This is a genomic window from Cytobacillus sp. S13-E01 (assembly GCF_029193815.1).
In the GTDB taxonomy this organism is placed as follows: domain Bacteria; phylum Bacillota; class Bacilli; order Bacillales; family Bacillaceae_L; genus Bacillus_BV.
Window position 1 is genome coordinate 135,326 of record NZ_JARFVC010000007.1, and the last position, 16,324, is coordinate 151,649.

The 16,324-nt window shown below is 36.5% G+C and carries 14 protein-coding genes and 1 riboswitch; of the genes, 5 read left to right on the top strand and 9 right to left on the bottom strand.

Annotated elements, in window-relative coordinates; genetic code table 11:
• Window positions 1–23: 23 nt before the first annotated feature.
• From PY093_RS07410 to PY093_RS07420, 3 genes are all read right to left on the bottom strand, one after another.
• Window positions 24–1,223, bottom strand: a complete 1,200-nt coding sequence (locus PY093_RS07410; RefSeq protein WP_275645247.1) for an MDR family MFS transporter — start codon at window positions 1,221–1,223, stop codon at window positions 24–26.
• A 182-nt stretch (window positions 1,224–1,405) separates the two neighbouring features.
• Window positions 1,406–1,567 (bottom strand): glycogen biosynthesis protein GlgD, encoded by a 162-nt coding sequence (locus tag PY093_RS07415; protein ID WP_275645262.1) that lies wholly within the window; start codon window positions 1,565–1,567, stop codon window positions 1,406–1,408.
• 14 nt (window positions 1,568–1,581) lie between these two features.
• Window positions 1,582–1,863 (bottom strand): YtzC family protein, encoded by a 282-nt coding sequence (locus tag PY093_RS07420; protein WP_275645248.1) that lies wholly within the window; start codon window positions 1,861–1,863, stop codon window positions 1,582–1,584.
• 205 nt (window positions 1,864–2,068) lie between these two features.
• On the opposite strand from PY093_RS07420, the gene mnmL reads away from it, so the two are divergent.
• Together mnmL and mnmM are read left to right on the top strand one after the other, a co-directional pair.
• Window positions 2,069–3,031, top strand: a complete 963-nt coding sequence (mnmL, locus tag PY093_RS07425) for a tRNA modification radical SAM protein MnmL/YtqA (protein WP_275645249.1) — start codon at window positions 2,069–2,071, stop codon at window positions 3,029–3,031.
• A complete protein-coding gene (gene mnmM, locus PY093_RS07430; protein ID WP_275645250.1) occupies window positions 3,028–3,603 on the top strand; it encodes a tRNA 5-(aminomethyl)-2-thiouridylate-methyltransferase MnmM in 576 nt (191 codons plus the stop codon). Before mnmL ends, mnmM begins: the two co-directional genes overlap by 4 nt.
• Before the next feature lie 60 nt (window positions 3,604–3,663).
• Here mnmM and PY093_RS07435 read toward each other — a convergent pair whose 3' ends face one another.
• Window positions 3,664–4,764, bottom strand: coding sequence for a tetraprenyl-beta-curcumene synthase family protein (locus PY093_RS07435; protein WP_275645251.1), 1,101 nt, complete (start codon window positions 4,762–4,764; stop codon window positions 3,664–3,666).
• Window positions 4,765–5,028: 264 nt separating this feature from the next.
• Between PY093_RS07435 and PY093_RS07440 the strand changes: the two genes are divergently transcribed.
• Entirely contained in the window at window positions 5,029–5,541 is a 513-nt protein-coding gene (locus PY093_RS07440; RefSeq protein ID WP_275645252.1) for a gamma carbonic anhydrase, read from the top strand.
• A gap of 184 nt (window positions 5,542–5,725) precedes the next feature.
• Window positions 5,726–6,508 (top strand): C39 family peptidase, encoded by a 783-nt coding sequence (locus tag PY093_RS07445; RefSeq protein WP_481769284.1) that lies wholly within the window; start codon window positions 5,726–5,728, stop codon window positions 6,506–6,508.
• A gap of 26 nt (window positions 6,509–6,534) precedes the next feature.
• Here the strand turns inward: PY093_RS07445 and asnB are convergent, their stop codons facing one another.
• From asnB to PY093_RS07460, 3 genes are all read right to left on the bottom strand, one after another.
• Window positions 6,535–8,427: an asparagine synthase (glutamine-hydrolyzing) gene (gene asnB / locus PY093_RS07450; protein ID WP_275645253.1), complete on the bottom strand. Its 1,893-nt coding sequence runs from the start codon at window positions 8,425–8,427 to the stop codon at window positions 6,535–6,537.
• Between the two features lie 288 nt (window positions 8,428–8,715).
• A complete protein-coding gene (metK, locus tag PY093_RS07455) occupies window positions 8,716–9,918 on the bottom strand; it encodes a methionine adenosyltransferase (RefSeq protein WP_275645254.1) in 1,203 nt (400 codons plus the stop codon).
• A gap of 229 nt (window positions 9,919–10,147) precedes the next feature.
• A riboswitch (SAM riboswitch) is annotated at window positions 10,148–10,285 on the bottom strand.
• A gap of 114 nt (window positions 10,286–10,399) precedes the next feature.
• A complete protein-coding gene (locus PY093_RS07460) occupies window positions 10,400–10,777 on the bottom strand; it encodes a thiol-disulfide oxidoreductase DCC family protein (RefSeq protein ID WP_275645255.1) in 378 nt (125 codons plus the stop codon).
• A 227-nt stretch (window positions 10,778–11,004) separates the two neighbouring features.
• On the opposite strand from PY093_RS07460, the gene pckA reads away from it, so the two are divergent.
• Window positions 11,005–12,594 (top strand): phosphoenolpyruvate carboxykinase (ATP), encoded by a 1,590-nt coding sequence (gene pckA, locus PY093_RS07465; protein ID WP_275645256.1) that lies wholly within the window; start codon window positions 11,005–11,007, stop codon window positions 12,592–12,594.
• A gap of 369 nt (window positions 12,595–12,963) precedes the next feature.
• Here the strand turns inward: pckA and tyrS are convergent, their stop codons facing one another.
• The gene (gene tyrS, locus PY093_RS07470) at window positions 12,964–14,211 is read right to left on the bottom strand and encodes a tyrosine--tRNA ligase (protein ID WP_275645257.1); all 1,248 of its coding nucleotides are present in this window, start codon (window positions 14,209–14,211) and stop codon (window positions 12,964–12,966) included.
• 702 nt (window positions 14,212–14,913) lie between these two features.
• Window positions 14,914–16,197 carry an IS110 family RNA-guided transposase gene (locus PY093_RS07475; protein ID WP_275645258.1) on the bottom strand — a complete coding sequence of 428 codons (1,284 nt, stop codon included), beginning with the start codon at window positions 16,195–16,197 and terminating at the stop codon, window positions 14,914–14,916.
• Window positions 16,198–16,324: the final 127 nt, after the last annotated feature.

Consider the following 16,324-nt stretch of genomic DNA (forward strand, 5'->3'; position numbering starts at 1 on the left):
TAGGTAGGCTTAAGTACTTTTCTTTACATATGTGTTTCAACAACTATATTATTCTTTGAATTTTTTTGTTTTATTTTCCGATCATAAATCACCGTTGGGATGATTGAAAACACTAGTAATAGTATTAAAACACCAAACAGGAGCTTTATATTATATAAATCTACTATTATCCCTCCAAGTAGCGGACCAATCATTCTTCCGCCTGTTGCCGTACTGTTTACAATTCCTTGATAGAAGCCCTCTCTCCCTTTTGGTGCTAAGTCATTCGCAATTGTCGGTACGGCTGGCCATACAAACATTTCACCAATTGTTAGAATAACCATCGCTACAACAAAGGCGGTGAACTGTTCGGCTATTGCTACAATTACAAAAGAACCAATAAAGATTAGTAGTCCAATTATGATTTGCGTTTTTAAGGTTTTTGCAAATTTTCGCACGACAATAGAAATAAGAGGTTGACCTAACACAATTAAGGCACCATTTATTGTCCAAAGTAAACTATATTGCTTTAAACTAATTCCCAGATCCTGAGTATGGGTGGCAATTGTAGTTTGCCACTGAACGTAAGCAACCCAGCAGAGTAAGTAAGCAATACTCAATACGAGTAGACCATTAAGCTTTGTTCTATTTTTCACTACTTTAGTATGCTTTATTATCGACGTCTGTTCAGCCTTTTCGGAATTAATATTTCTATAACCAAATATAGCAATAAGTAAAAAGATGAGATACATACTGGCATTTGCTATAAAAATATACGTAAACGAATATGAAGCCACTAAGCCACCAAGTGCAGCTCCAACGGCAACTCCGACATTTTGTGCAACGTAAATGGCATTAAATGATCTCCTGCCACCTTCTGGCCATACAGAACCAGCCATTGCATACATTGCAGGAAACACGATTCCAGATCCAAAACCAACTATTGTTAAAAATAACACATAATATGGCCATTCATTATTAAAGACTAACCCCATTACGGCTGCCATTGTAATAAATATCCCCGTTAAAATTGATTTAAAGCCGCCGATTTTATCAAATAAAGCACCGCCAAAGAGATTACCGATAACACTTGCCCCTGAATTGACCATTAGTACTAACCCAGCAACTGAAAGCGATTTACCTAAATGTTCATGTATATATATAGTGTTTAAGGGCCATAAAAAAGAGGATCCGGTTACATTTATAATCATACCGGCAATTAATAGCCAGAGTGCACGAGGCATAGTAGCCCTCCTAATTTGTTACATTTCGAGTTCCAAAATAATTCTATTCCTTTCCCGACAATTAAGCAATACGTATTTAAACCCACAAAATATTCACAATAATAACAAACCTAATATAAGCTATTAATGGTTCATATATAAAAACCAACCATATTCAACTATGGTTGGTTTCGTTTCAAACATTATTCTGTTCTTTGTTTTGACTTAATAGGTTGACCTTTTTCTAGATATTTTTTCTTTGCAACCTTTTTCGGATCATAGTCTTGGCCTAATTCGATGTCATTGCTATTGACACCGTTTTTTGTTTTTTGTTCAGGATTATTTTGTTTTGAGCGTTTTTTCACCATAAAAGTTCCCCCTAGTTAAAATCATTCAAAATATTTTCATCAAGGGTCATATCATTTTGCAATTGTTGTAGCTGTAATCTCATTCGATGTAATTGCTCACGTTGTTGCCCGTTACAACTTAGTGCTAAATGAGCTAAGTCATTTGTCACATCTTCTAATTGCTCCATTGCATTAGTGTACTCAGTAAGATTATAATGCTCCTGTTGTCTTGCAGTATTGACTTGTTCCTTACTAGCTCGAATCGTGTCCTCACATCTTTGGAGGAACTCCTCAACTGATTGGCGAGTTGCCATTCACTTTCCCCCTAACCTATGGTTTAGAGAAGCAAATGCTTCATCAATTTTTAGTGTGTTCAACATAACGATATACTATCAGCTTTACTTATTGCCAATTTATATTTTTTACATTTGAGTACATAAATCCATCATGATAAAATGTGAAATGGACTAAAACTAATTACCTAAGACGTTTTACTATACATAAAAGGAGCTAACTGATTTGAATTCAACAATGCCATTTACCTATTCTTCGGATAATAAAAGATACCACACGTGGAATTATCATCTTCGTCAAACATTTGGGCATAAAGTTTTTAAGGTTGCGCTAGATGGCGGATTTGATTGCCCAAACCGTGATGGCACTGTTGCACATGGCGGCTGTACTTTTTGTAGTGTTGCTGGTTCGGGAGATTTCGCAGGAGACCGTACTGACGACATTTTAACGCAGTTCCACGCAGTTAAAGCTAAAATGCACCAAAAATGGAAAGACGGAAAATATATGGCCTATTTTCAGGCATATACAAATACCCATGCACCTGTTGAAGTATTGCGCAATATGTTCGAGCCCGTTTTAGAACAGGATGGCGTCGTTGGTATATCGATTGCAACACGACCTGATTGCCTCCCAGATGATGTTGTTGAATATTTGGCTGATTTAAATAAGCGCACATACCTCTGGGTAGAGCTTGGTTTACAAACCGTCCATGAACGTACTGCTTTATTGGTTAATCGTGCTCATGATTACCAATGCTATATTGAAGGTGTAAATAAATTACGAAAACATAACATCCGGATCTGTTCTCATATTATTAACGGATTACCATTAGAAACACCTGAAATGATGATTGAAACAGTACAAGAGCTTGCAAAGCTTGATGTACAAGGCATTAAAATTCATTTGTTACATTTATTAAAAGGAACACCGATGGTGAAACAATATGAAAAAGGCTTACTGGAATTTTTATCGCTTGAAGATTATGTGAAGTTAGTATGTGACCAAATCGAAATTCTACCCCCTGAAATGATTATTCACCGCATCACTGGAGATGGTCCAATTGAAATTATGATTGGTCCTATGTGGAGTGTAAATAAATGGGAAGTTTTAAATGCGATTGATGCTGAATTAAAACGTCGAAATAGTTATCAAGGTAAATTTTATCAAAAAGAAGTCGAACAAATATGAAGCTAGAACGAATTCTGCCATTTGCTCGTCGACTACTTGAAACAGCTACCTCTGAAGGTGATATTGCTGTTGATGCGACTGTAGGTAATGGACATGACACGCTACTCTTAGCAAATCTGGTTGGGAGAAACGGACTTGTGTTTGGATTTGATATTCAAGATAAGGCGATTGAAAATACTTTCGCCCGATTGAGGGAAAACCAAGTTGAGGATCGAGTTACCTTATTTAAAAAAAGCCACTGTGAATTAGTTGATACCTTACCTGTTGATGCTCATGGTAAAATTAACTCTGCTATTTTTAACTTAGGTTACCTCCCAGGTGGAGATAAAAACATTGTCACTAAACCTGAGACTACCATTTCTGCGATTGAACAACTATTGAGTATTATGGCTACCCACGGGGTTATTGTCCTCGTTATCTACCATGGCCATGAACAAGGAGCTGTTGAGCGTGATTACTTACTCGACTACGTTTCTAACCTCGATCAGCAGAAGGCACATGTATTGGAATATCGATTTATGAACCAAACAAATAATCCTCCGTTTATTGTGGCGATTGAGAAAAGACAATAAGTGAAGTGAATTTGGAAATAAGCGCTACCGATTGCTCAAGTTAGCGCTATTCCTTTAATTTTACATCTCAAGTGTTTTTCTAGATCCCTTTAACAAACCTGAAACCTTTTGAAGTGATCTGTAAACTCGTCCGTTTATATAGAAAAAGTTCGCTGTGCTTCCACCCAATTTAAGGATTTCCTTTGCTACTGTTAATACCTTTTTTTGTTTTCGTACCTTTTCATCAGATAAGTATATACCTAGAAGTCCTCGGTTAATTAGTCGATGAAAATGTTCGTTCGGTAAACCTGAAATGTTTTTGTCCGCTTCCTTTATAAAATGTTGAAGCCGGTTCACTAACTGTTTTTGATCTGAGTAATAGAAGCAAAAGTTTAAGTCTCCACCCTCAAGATCTTCTTCTTGATCGATAAAATAATCTAATAGGATATGTAAACCTTGGATGTAAGGAAAATATCCATTTCTAATTTTATTAGCCATCTCCTCATTAAAATTTTTTTGGAAAGCATATGATACTAAACAAAATATCCCGAGTGTTGACCCTGAACAAGCAGAGAACTCAAACCACTTCATCTCGGGCAGGCTTCTTTTATAATCACTGAACCACTTTTCAAGTCTTGGGACTCTCTCATCAACTCTAACATGCTTATGAACCTGTAGATCACAATAATACATAGCTAACTCTTTTAGATGTTGGGTTATTTTATCAAAATGCGCTACCTTTCTCAAAACATCCTGGCAGGTTTCAACTAAACTTTGTAAGTATCCGCCATCTTCCTGTTCATAACGGTTGCGGTAATAATTTTTTGGTGTACTACTTATTGTTAGAGCATCTGGCATTGATTCATGTAGTGCTTGAAAATCATGTGGATCAAGTGATGTACTTCGATCACATAAATTATCAAGGTAATCACTAATTGTTTGATATGCAACGATAAAACGGATACACTCTGGTAACTGCTCATGTGAAAGTATCGCCAAAATCGACCCACCTTCACAATGAAATGTCTTTGTATTTATGCTAGCTAGTGCTTGTGTTCTAAGTTCAGCATCTGGTATCTGCTCTGCTTTTTCCCGCCAATACGACAAGTTCTTGTGTACTTCTGGTAACACATCACGGTAAACCCTTGTCATTAAACTTATTGAATGACGTGGTACCTTCATTAAAACACCTCATTTTATATATTTATGTACCGATAGACTCTGTGGTATCTACCGTATTCATTAAAGCTTTAATGATACAGTTTCCTATGTTTTTCAAGCACCCTTAGTTTATTAAGCCACTCGACTACATCGGTTTCCACCCTATATCCTCTCTATTTCATTTATGCTGTAATGTTACCTTTATTTATAAATTTACCGTTTTTAATAAAATTTGTTACACTTAACTTACTACATTTTTCATTTTTTTGAAAGGAAGGTACGTCAATGATCTATCCATATAAAGGAGTATTACCTGTAATTGCCTCCACTGCATTTATTGCAGATTTTGTAACAATTACGGGCGAAGTAACGATTGGAGAAAATAGCAGTGTTTGGTTTAATAGCGTAATAAGAGGTGATGTTGCTCCAACAATTATCGGAAATAGTGTCAATATACAAGATAATTCGGTACTCCATCAAAGTCCTAATAACCCTTTAATTCTTGAAGATGATGTAACTATAGGACACCAAGTAATTTTACATAGCTCAATCATTCGTAAAGGAGCACTTATCGGTATGGGCTCGATTGTTTTAGATGGTGCTGAGATTGGTGAGGGAGCCTTTATTGGTGCAGGTAGTCTTGTGCCTCAAGGTAAAAAAATCCCACCTAATTCGTTAGCCTTTGGTAGACCTGCAAAAGTTATCCGTGAACTTAACGAAGAAGATAAAGCTGATATGGCACGCATTCGAAGAGAATACGTTGAAAAAGGTCAATATTATAAAGGACTACAAAAATAAGTATGTACCTCAGTACTTACTAATTGGGTCTACTAAGAAGTGCTTCCGTATTAATTGGAAGCACTTTTCTGATTTTGATTTGCTTATGAATGGTATCCTAATAAAGTGAACCTACAATCAGTGGTGCTTTCACCGCCCCTTATGCGTCGGATAAAAAGCTTTCATGACAAGGAGCTAAAGAAAAATGATACCTTTGACAGTATGTCTATTTACATTAACGATAACACTCCATTTTTATAAATTTAACAAGAAAAATCTGATTATATTTTTTTGTATTATTTTCCTTATCCTTTCGCCTTTAAACAATGTCACTGCTGTAGACTCCTCTTTAGTGTTTAAGGTGAATAGTTTGCGTAACACAAAAAGTAAAGTCCTATTAAATGCACCACTTATTTTACAATATCCTGAACTACCCAGAGGCTGTGAAGTAACTAGCTTAGCAATGCTTTTACAGCATGCGGGGGTTATGGTTGATAAACTTACACTTGCAAGGGCTGTTAAAAAAGATCCTACCCCCTATCGAAGGAAAAATGGTATTATCCATTTTGGTAATCCTTATACCGGGTTTGTTGGTGATATGTATTCAAAAAGAAAAAAGGGACTGGGCGTGTATCATGGTCCAATTGCAGATTTAGCTGAACAATTTTTGCCCGCTAGAATTATTGATTTAACTGGTGAGGATTTCACACAAGTATATAATCATCTTTCAAACGGTTCTCCCGTTTGGGTCATCATAAATGCAAAGTACAAAAGGCTTCCTAAGTCTGATTTTGAAACTTGGAAAACTCCAACTGGGGTCATTAAAATAACTTACCAAGAACATTCAGTTTTAGTCACTGGCTATGACGAGCATTATATTTACTTTAACGATCCTCTATCCATGGTTAAAAATAAAAAAGCACCGAAAGATGAATTTATAGCATCTTGGGTGCAAATGGGTAAACAAGCGATTACTTATCTGCCATAATAAGTATCGCTTGTTCAAAGACTTTTCTAATGCTCGATTGACTGTGGATATAAATCGAGTTCGTTGAATTGATATTTTTTTTCAATAAAAACTTGATGCCAAACCATAAAAATCAGGACAGTCCATATTTTTCTACTATTATCGATTTTACCTCTACAATGTTCATCTAATAAATGTAAGATAACATCTTTATTAAACAGATACCCAGTATCACTAGTTTTTATAATATCGACAGCCCAATCATACATTTCATTTTTCAACCAATGTCTTATTGGTACTGGGAAGCCTAACTTTTTCCGATTCAACACATGTTCAGGAACGATACCTTCTACTGCTTTACGTAAAATATATTTAGTAGTTTGGTTTGCTGTTTTAAATTCAGTTCCTATTTTTGAAGCTACCTCAAAAACTACTTTATCTAAAAACGGAACACGTAGTTCCAATGAATGAGCCATCGTCATTTTGTCAGCTTTTAGTAATATATCTCCCCGTAACCAAGTGTGTATATCAATATATTGCATTCTATTTACTGGCTCATAATCTGCTGTCTCCTGATAAAATGGAGCAGTAATTTGGGTATAGTCTAAACCTTCCTTATAGCCTGTTAGCAACAACTTCTTTTCTAGTTCCGTGAACATTTTGGCGTTTCCAATATATCGTTTTTCCATTGGCGTGCACCCACGTTCGATAAAACTTTTACCCCTCATACCTTCTGGAAGAAAGTCCGCAATTTTCCTGAGCATTGTTTTTCCTGTTTCAGGTATTCTATCGAACATTTCTAATGATTGTGGCTCACGATAAATGTTATATCCACCAAATAATTCATCGGCTCCTTCTCCTGACATTACGACAGTTACATGCTTTCTTGCTTCTCGGGCCACAAAATAAAGTGGTATAGCTGCTGGGTCAGCTAATGGATCATCCATATGCCACATGATTTTTGGTAATTCAGCCATATACTCCTGTGGTGAAATAACATAGCTATAGTTCTCTACCCCAAGCTTATTTGCTGTTTCTTTCGCTACGTCAATTTCACTAAAACCATCTGCTTCAAAGCCCACGGAGAATGTTTTTATGTCCGGATTAAATTGTTTAGCTATTGATACAATTATCGTAGAATCGATACCACCTGATAAAAAAGATCCTACAGGAACATCACTTCTCATATGAATATTAACAGAATCATAAAGCGCCTCACGGATTTCATTTACAAGCTTCATTTCATCTTGCTTTTTTACCGGTTTAAAACTGGCCTTCCAATACTGCTCAACTTTCATATTCTCATCAATTTTTTTGGTGAAATAATGACCTGGTTCAAGTCTTTGAATACCGAATGACATAGTTGCTGGCTCAGGTACGAATTGGTATGTCAAATAATGCTGCAGGGAATCACAGTCAATAATATCATTTTCAAGTGCTAACAGAATACTCTTCTTCTCTGAAGCAAATAAAACTTTATCATCATCTTCCATATAATAAAATGGCTTGATACCAAATTGGTCACGAGCACCAAAGATTTCTTTCGTTTCCTTATCCCAAATAACAAATGCAAACATACCTCGCAAACGAGAAACTGCTTTTTCTTTTATTTTACTATACAAAGCTACAATTACTTCTGTATCACAATTTGTGGCAAATTGCATTCCTTCTTTTTGTAGCTCTTCTCTTAGCTCTAGATAATTATAAATTTCTCCATTAAAAATAATCCAATAACGCCCGTTTTCATATGTTAACGGCTGATGTCCAGACTCTAGATCAATAATACTAAGCCGCCTAAAACCGAACTGTATAATATCATCCGAATAATAACCCTCATCATCAGGACCTCGATGGGTAATTATCGTATTCATACTTTTAAATTTCTCAATATATTCAGTTGGAACGTTTTGTTTATGCATACATCCGATGAAACCACACATTGTATTCACCTACACTTTCAATGAAAAATTTGCCATATTATGACTATTCTACCCATGTTTTGTAGAATAGAACCTTCTTTCTTTGGATGTGACGCAAAATTTTGACAGATTGTTACACTCATTTTGGACGAGCTTGGAAATATATGAAATTCACTGTAAAATTATAATACAAAAAACAGGTGATATCACCTGTTTTTCCGCTTAGTGAATATGTGTATCCCGCATTAACACAGGCAGTAAGACCCCCACTTCAAAACTTAAAGAATTCGAAGAAGTTTCCTTTGTAAATTATTGACCTAAAGCTTGCTCTTTTAAAGCAGATGCTCTGTCAGTACGCTCCCATGGAAGGTCCACATCGGTACGGCCAAAATGTCCATATGCTGCTGTTTGCTTATAGATAGGACGACGAAGATCCAGCATTTTTATGATTCCTGCAGGGCGCAAGTCAAAGTTGTTACTTACAACATCAACCAGGACATCTTCAGAAACTTTACCAGTTCCAAATGTATCAACAGCAATTGATACAGGCTTTGCAACACCAATTGCATATGCTAACTGAACTTCTACTTTATCGGCCAAACCAGCTGCTACGATATTTTTCGCAACATAGCGTGCTGCATAAGCTGCCGAGCGGTCAACTTTAGTTGCGTCCTTACCAGAAAATGCACCACCACCGTGACGAGCATAACCTCCATATGTATCAACAATGATTTTACGACCGGTTAAGCCCGCATCACCTTGAGGGCCTCCGATAACAAAACGACCAGTAGGGTTAATGAAATATTTAGTGTTTTCATCAATTAACTCTTTTGGCACAACTGGCGTAATAACATGCTCTTTAAGGTTACGTTGAATCTGCTCTAAAGAAATTTCTGGATGATGCTGTGTTGAGATTACGATAGTGTCAATACGAACAGGTTTATCGTTTTCATCATACTCAACAGTTACTTGTGTTTTTCCATCTGGACGTAGGTAAGGAAGAATATCATCCTTACGAACCTTCGTTAAACGTCGTGCTAACTTATGTGCTAATGAAATAGGTAAAGGCATCAACTCTTGAGTCTCATTACAAGCAAAACCAAACATTAACCCTTGGTCACCTGCACCAATTGCGTCAATCTGCTCATTAGTCATTTGTCCTTCACGAGCTTCAAGTGCTTGGTCAACACCCATTGCGATATCCGCAGATTGCTCATCAATTGATGTTAAAACGGCACAAGTCTCATAGTCAAAACCATATTTCGCACGAGTATATCCAATTCCTTTAATTGTATCACGAACAATTTTCGGGATGTCTACATATGTAGAAGTTGTAATTTCACCTGCGACCAGCACTAATCCAGTCGTTACTGACGTTTCACAAGCTACACGGGCATTAGGATCATTAGTTAAAATTGCATCAAGAATGGAGTCAGAAATTTGGTCACAAATTTTATCTGGGTGACCCTCTGTAACTGATTCAGATGTAAATAAACGGCGCTTTTTAGACATTCAAAAGCTTCCTCCTTTAAGATCACGAAAAATCGTGTGTTTATAGATACGGTACTCATTCCCTTAGTATTGATTATTAAACCTCGTTTTATCCCGTTATACTGTTGATAATCTACCAGATCCCCGCTATATACCGAAAAAAAGAAGGTAAATAATCTCACCGATAAATTTAAAAAAACCTTTCCCTATTTTGAGGAAAGGTAGAATTTTGTCAATTACAAGCCTTTCACTCTTATCGATCAAGGTTATTTACCTTGCAACAGGTTAGCACCTTATCACTTATATAATAAGAAAACCTTTCTTATTTTTAAAAGTGATGGTTGCTGGGTTTCATTGGGCCTGTCCCTCCACCAGCTCGGGATAAGAGAGTATCCGTTCAATGACATATAATATCGTAGTAATACTGGCAGTGTCAACATAATTTGACAAAATTCTTGCATTCAAGGTAATTTTCTTCATTTAGTACCTATATCCTTGATAATCATTTAATCGAACAGCTGCCATCTTCACATTTTGCTTTCAAAAACTTATGACGGTTAGTTGCTATATATTTATAAATTGGAACGCCGAAATAGTGAAGGAATGGGATATAGGCCACAAGACCGAGCACAGAGGTTAAAGGGAATAGCAAAGCCAGCTTTCTAACTGCAAAAAATCCTTTATATATAGTCCCACTTGGTGACACCACATGCATTTGTTCCTTAATTTCTTTTTTATCCAAAAAGGGATAATCACAAGCTTTTTCTACCTCTTGAATCGATGTCCATTTTGTCTGCTTAAACCAATCAAGTCTTTCAAATATTCGCTTTGTTTCTCTGCATAGAACGCATTTCCCATCATAAAAAATAGTGTATTTCAAGTAGATCACCCCTTCTATATTATGATAACTGAAGTCAACGTTGGAGTCATCTTGCATGTTTTAAAGATTTTAATTAACCTATTTCAAGAAAAAAATGGTACATTTATTATAAGCACTGAGTAAAATATCAGAAATAGTATAGACTAATTAGATTAATGTGTTATACTAATTGCAGGATTAAAAATTGGAAGAACATATAATAAATAGTAAAAGGAAGGTTTTGCCACATGAATTCAGTTGGTGTTTCAAGTGAATTATTAACAGAATTATTAAATGGAGCAAACGTACTCCACAATTTATCAGTTTCAGGATTGGTGGAAAAAGTTTTAAATAGAAATGAAGGAATTTTAACTTCAACTGGAGCCGTACGTGCAACTACAGGGAAGTACACTGGAAGATCACCAAAAGATAAATATATCGTAGAAGAAGCTTCTACCAAAAATAAAATCGATTGGGGTTCAGTAAATACTCCTATCTCAGAAGAGAAGTTCGATAAATTATATGCTAAAGTTATCAACTACTTACAAGACAGAGATGAAGTATTTGTTTTTGACGGCTTTGCAGGTGCTGATAAAAAATATCGTATGCCTATTAAAATAGTAAATGAATATGCATGGCATAATTTATTTGCGCATCAGCTTTTCATTCGTCCTACTGCTGAAGAACTAGCTACACACAAAACTGAATTCACGGTCATTTCTGCTCCTACTTTTAAAGCAGAACCTGAAATAGATGGGACGGATTCTGAAACGTTTATCATCATTTCTTTTGAACGCCGTACTGTATTAATTGGTGGTACTGAATATGCTGGTGAAATGAAAAAGTCAATCTTCTCTGTGATGAACTATATGCTGCCAGAAAACAATATTTTATCCATGCACTGTTCTGCAAACGTAGGATTAGAAGGTGATGTTGCTTTATTCTTTGGTTTATCTGGAACAGGTAAAACAACACTATCTGCTGATCCTAACCGTCGCCTAATTGGTGATGATGAGCACGGCTGGTCAAACACAGGTGTATTTAACATTGAAGGCGGCTGTTATGCAAAATGTATTAACCTTTCACATGAAAAAGAGCCACAAATATTTGATGCAATCAGGTTCGGCTCTGTATTAGAAAATGTAATGATTGATCAAAATACAAGACTTGCTGATTATGACGATGGAACCTTAACTGAGAACACTAGAGCAGCATACCCCATTCAAGCGATTGATAACATCATAGATCCAAGTATTGCAGGGCATCCGAATACAATTGTATTTCTAACAGCAGATGCATTCGGAGTATTACCTCCAATCAGTAAATTAACAAAAGAGCAGGCAATGTATCACTTCTTAAGTGGATACACTAGTAAATTAGCAGGTACCGAACGTGGAATCACTTCACCCCAAGCAACATTTTCAACTTGCTTTGGGTCACCATTCTTACCACTTCCTGCAACAGTGTATGCAGAAATGCTTGGCAAAAAAATTGATGAGCACAATGCTCAAGTATTCTTGGTGAACACTGGTTGGACTGGTGGCGAATACGGTGTTGGGAACCGTATGAAATTAGCTTACACTCGTGCGATGGTTCAAGCGGCATTAGAAGGTGAACTTATCAGCACTGAAACAGTGAAAGGCGAAATCTTCGGTCTTGAAATGCCATTACATGTTCCTGGAGTACCTGATGAAGTGCTTCAACCTGCAAAAACATGGGCAGATCAAATTGCTTATAACGTTAAAGCAAAAGAACTAGCAGCAAAATTCCGACAAAACTTCAAAAAGTTCTCAAGCGTACCAAAAGAAATCGAAGAACTTGGTGGACCCTTAGTATAACACAAAAGCGCAGGGCATCCCGAGCTAGACACAAAGAACGCAATTGATTCGACACCTTCCATGAACATGTCGAATCAAAGGCGCAGTGTGCAGGAATGCACTGCGCTTTTTTATTGCCTTCAAATTGCAAACGCAGGTACGAAAGTATTTCGACACCTTCCTATTTCGACACCTTCCATGAACATGTCGAATTTTCGTATTTCGACACCTTCCACGAACATGTCGAATTTTCCTATTTCGACACCTTCCACGAACATGTCGAATCTAATATTTCGACACCTTCCACGAACATGTCGAATCAAACATAGAAAGGTACCGGTCATGAGGTCGCTTTTACTTTCTAGGCAATCAGAAAAGTGCCTATATTATTTAGTTAGTTTGTAACTTAACAAATTTCCTTTTCCCAACCTGTAAGATAAGATCATTTGCAATAGTAACTTGTAGGTTTACGTCATTTATCTTCTCTTCATTAACACGAACCCCACCATTTTGAATCATTCTTCGTGCTTCGCTTTTTGAACTTTGAAGTTTTAAATCCACTAGTAGATCGATGATACCTACTTCTCCATCACCATTCCATACAACAACTGGAATGTCTTCTGGAAGAGAGCCCTTTTGGAATACTGTTTTAAAATGTTCCTCTGCTCTTACAGCAGATACTTCACTATGGTACATCCTTACAATGGTTCGTCCTAAGAGCATTTTTGCATCCCTTGGATGAAGGGTTTCTTCAGAAAGTCCTTCAGCTATTTTGGTCTTTTCTTCCAATGGTAAATCAGTAACAAGATCAAAGTACTTTGTAATTAGCTCATCAGGAATTGACATTGTTTTCCCATACATTTGACTTGGTTCTTCATCAACACCAATGTAATTATTTTTTGATTTAGACATCTTGTCCACACCATCAAGACCCTCAAGCAATGGTAGTAAAACCACTATTTGCTTCTCTTTTCCGTAATGTTCTTGTAGATGTCTTCCCATTAATACATTAAAATGCTGATCTGTTCCTCCGAGTTCAACATCACTTTCTAACTCAACTGAATCATAGCCTTGCATTAATGGATAGAAGAACTCATGCAGAGAAATTGCTTTACCTGTCGATAATCTTTCAGAAAAATCGTTTCTTTCTAGTAACCGGGCAACCGTAATACTAGCCGATAAATGTATCACATCTTCAAGATTCAATTCAGATAGCCATCTCGAGTTGTAGTATAACTCTACTTTTTCCATATCTAAAATTTTGCTAAATTGCTCAAAGTACGTTTTTGCATTATGTTGAACTTCTTCATTTGTTAGTTGCTTTCTTGCTGCAGATTTTCCTGTAGGATCACCAATTTTACCGGTAAAATCACCAATGATTAACTGGATAACGTGGCCATTCTCCTGAAACTGCTTTAACTTATTCAAAACTACCGTATGACCTAAATGCACATCCGGTGCAGAAGGATCTAACCCTAGCTTTATTTTTAATGGAGCATTTGTAAGAACAGATCTAGCAATCTTATCCTTAAGTTCTATTGAGGGAATAATTTCTTGTACTCCATTGTTGAAAATAGTAAACTGCCTCTCAACTTCCATCAGTTGTTCACTAGATAGCTGGTCTAAAAAGTTTTTCATATCTTTTAACCTCCAATAATTTTAGTAAAATAAGAAAAGTGCAGGGCGCCCGCCTATCGGCGACAAGCATAAGACGAGCTCTGACTGAAGGCGTGTTTTGCCTTCGGGAAGGGATTGGCTTATACCATAGAGCCGATGGCGCCCGGAGCTAGACACTAAAACTAGGTTCAAATTTTTATACTCCCTCATTAAAGTAAGGTTTTTCTCTTGTTTTCTCTGTTTTTCTCAGTATTTCAAATTTCAATAAGACTGCACTTTAATGGACTAACAGAACTTTATTTGTATTTTAGAGGAGGAGGACATAGTTAAATAAACCCTCTTCTTCTATTTTTTTACAAAAAAGGATAATATCTAGAAATATGGTCGCTATTGGATCCCACAATGTTCATGGCGGCACACCCTCCCATTTCTCACGGCGTCATATGAAAAATATGCGCATACATTCCTTCGTTCTGCCTATCCATGAAGTGGGGTCGGCGATGCTTTCTTGCGGGGTCATTGCCCAATAGTATAAATGCTTGCCGACTGCTCCTAGCTTCTGTTGTAAGTCTTCTTCAAATTGAAACAACTTTAAAATACTTCGACTACTAAGTGAATAAAAAATGAGAATTAAATATTGTCATCGATACTACTGTTTATGTTATATAAATCTTCGACTATTTTCTGCACCTAACTTCTTTTTGATCACTTTACCCTATCCTTTTAAGCAGCTTCTTGCATACTAAAATGAGGAATATCTTGTAACATTTTAGCTGGTTCAAACTCAATTTGTTTCTTTCCAATCGTAAATAAAATACGAATTAATTTACAACATATAGCGATGATAGACTGCTTCTTTTTTAATGGATTTTCATTTCGTGTAATAAAGTACTGATGTAGTGCCTTAAATGCAGGATTTTGAGCTACAAGAGGCAACACGACTTTAAACAATAGTGCCCTTAATTTAGGACGCCCTCGTTTAGTAATAATTGTTTGCCCTTTCCACTTTCCTGATGTAGCTAGTTTTAAGTTTAATCCTGCTAACTTAACAATTTGGTCGGGATGTGAGTACTTTTGTAAATCACCGACTTCTGCAAAAAAGGAGGCTACTGTAACTTGTCCAATACCTTTAATATCTCCCATCTCTCTCGCCCCTGGAACATCTTGTATGATGTTCTCTACTTCACTCCAGACGCTCTCTAATTGTTCTGAAAGAAGATCGTATTGGTCTAGTAAGCTTTTTAATTTTAACCTAGCTAGACTTCGCCCCTCTTTAATGCCTACTGAACGAAGGGCAACGTTTTTCAACTGAACAACCTTCTTTATTCCCACACCTTTTTTAACTTCTTTACGAATTTCAGCTAGAATTTCCAAGTCTTCACGCTCTAATAACTCATCAGGAAAAAGTCCCATTCTTAGAACTTGTAGAGAAGCTTTTCCATCCCACTTCCCAAAGACCGTTAAATATTCAGGAAAGAAACGGTCGAGCCATTGGTGAACTATATTTTTCACAGCTGTTAGGTCCTGTACCAATTGGTTATATAGGTTCATACCTTCACGTAAATCCGAGTATATACCTTCCGGTAAATTGGGCTCCGAATATCTTCCGCCCTCAATAAGTCTAGAGATAACTCTAGCATCCTTGAAATCATTCTTAGTAGGAGAATTGTCATCTAACTCCTTTGTTTGCTTAACATGAGCTGGATTAACTACAACCACCTTTTTTCCTTTTTCTTTTAGCCAATAAGCCAACGGAAGCCAATAATGTCCAGTAGGTTCCATCCCAATGATGACATCTTCCTTAGACTGTTTAGCTTTGATTTGATTTAACCAGTTTATGAAACCTTCAAAACCCTCATATGTGTTTAAAAATGTATGAGCTTTTCCAAATTGTATACCTCTATAATCTTGTGCTCTTGCGACATGCTTATGTTTAGCAATGTCAACCCCTATAATTAAGGTTTTTTCTGTAAGTTGCAGAATCTTGTCATTTTGTTTATACTTCATTTTATGTCCTCCTTTGGTTATTAAATGTCCTTTGCGCTGATCAGCTTGGACACTTTGTATCATACCAAGGAGGCTTATTTTATTCAAATCTCATTTTGCTTTAATACAGGAATGCTTTCTTATCTTT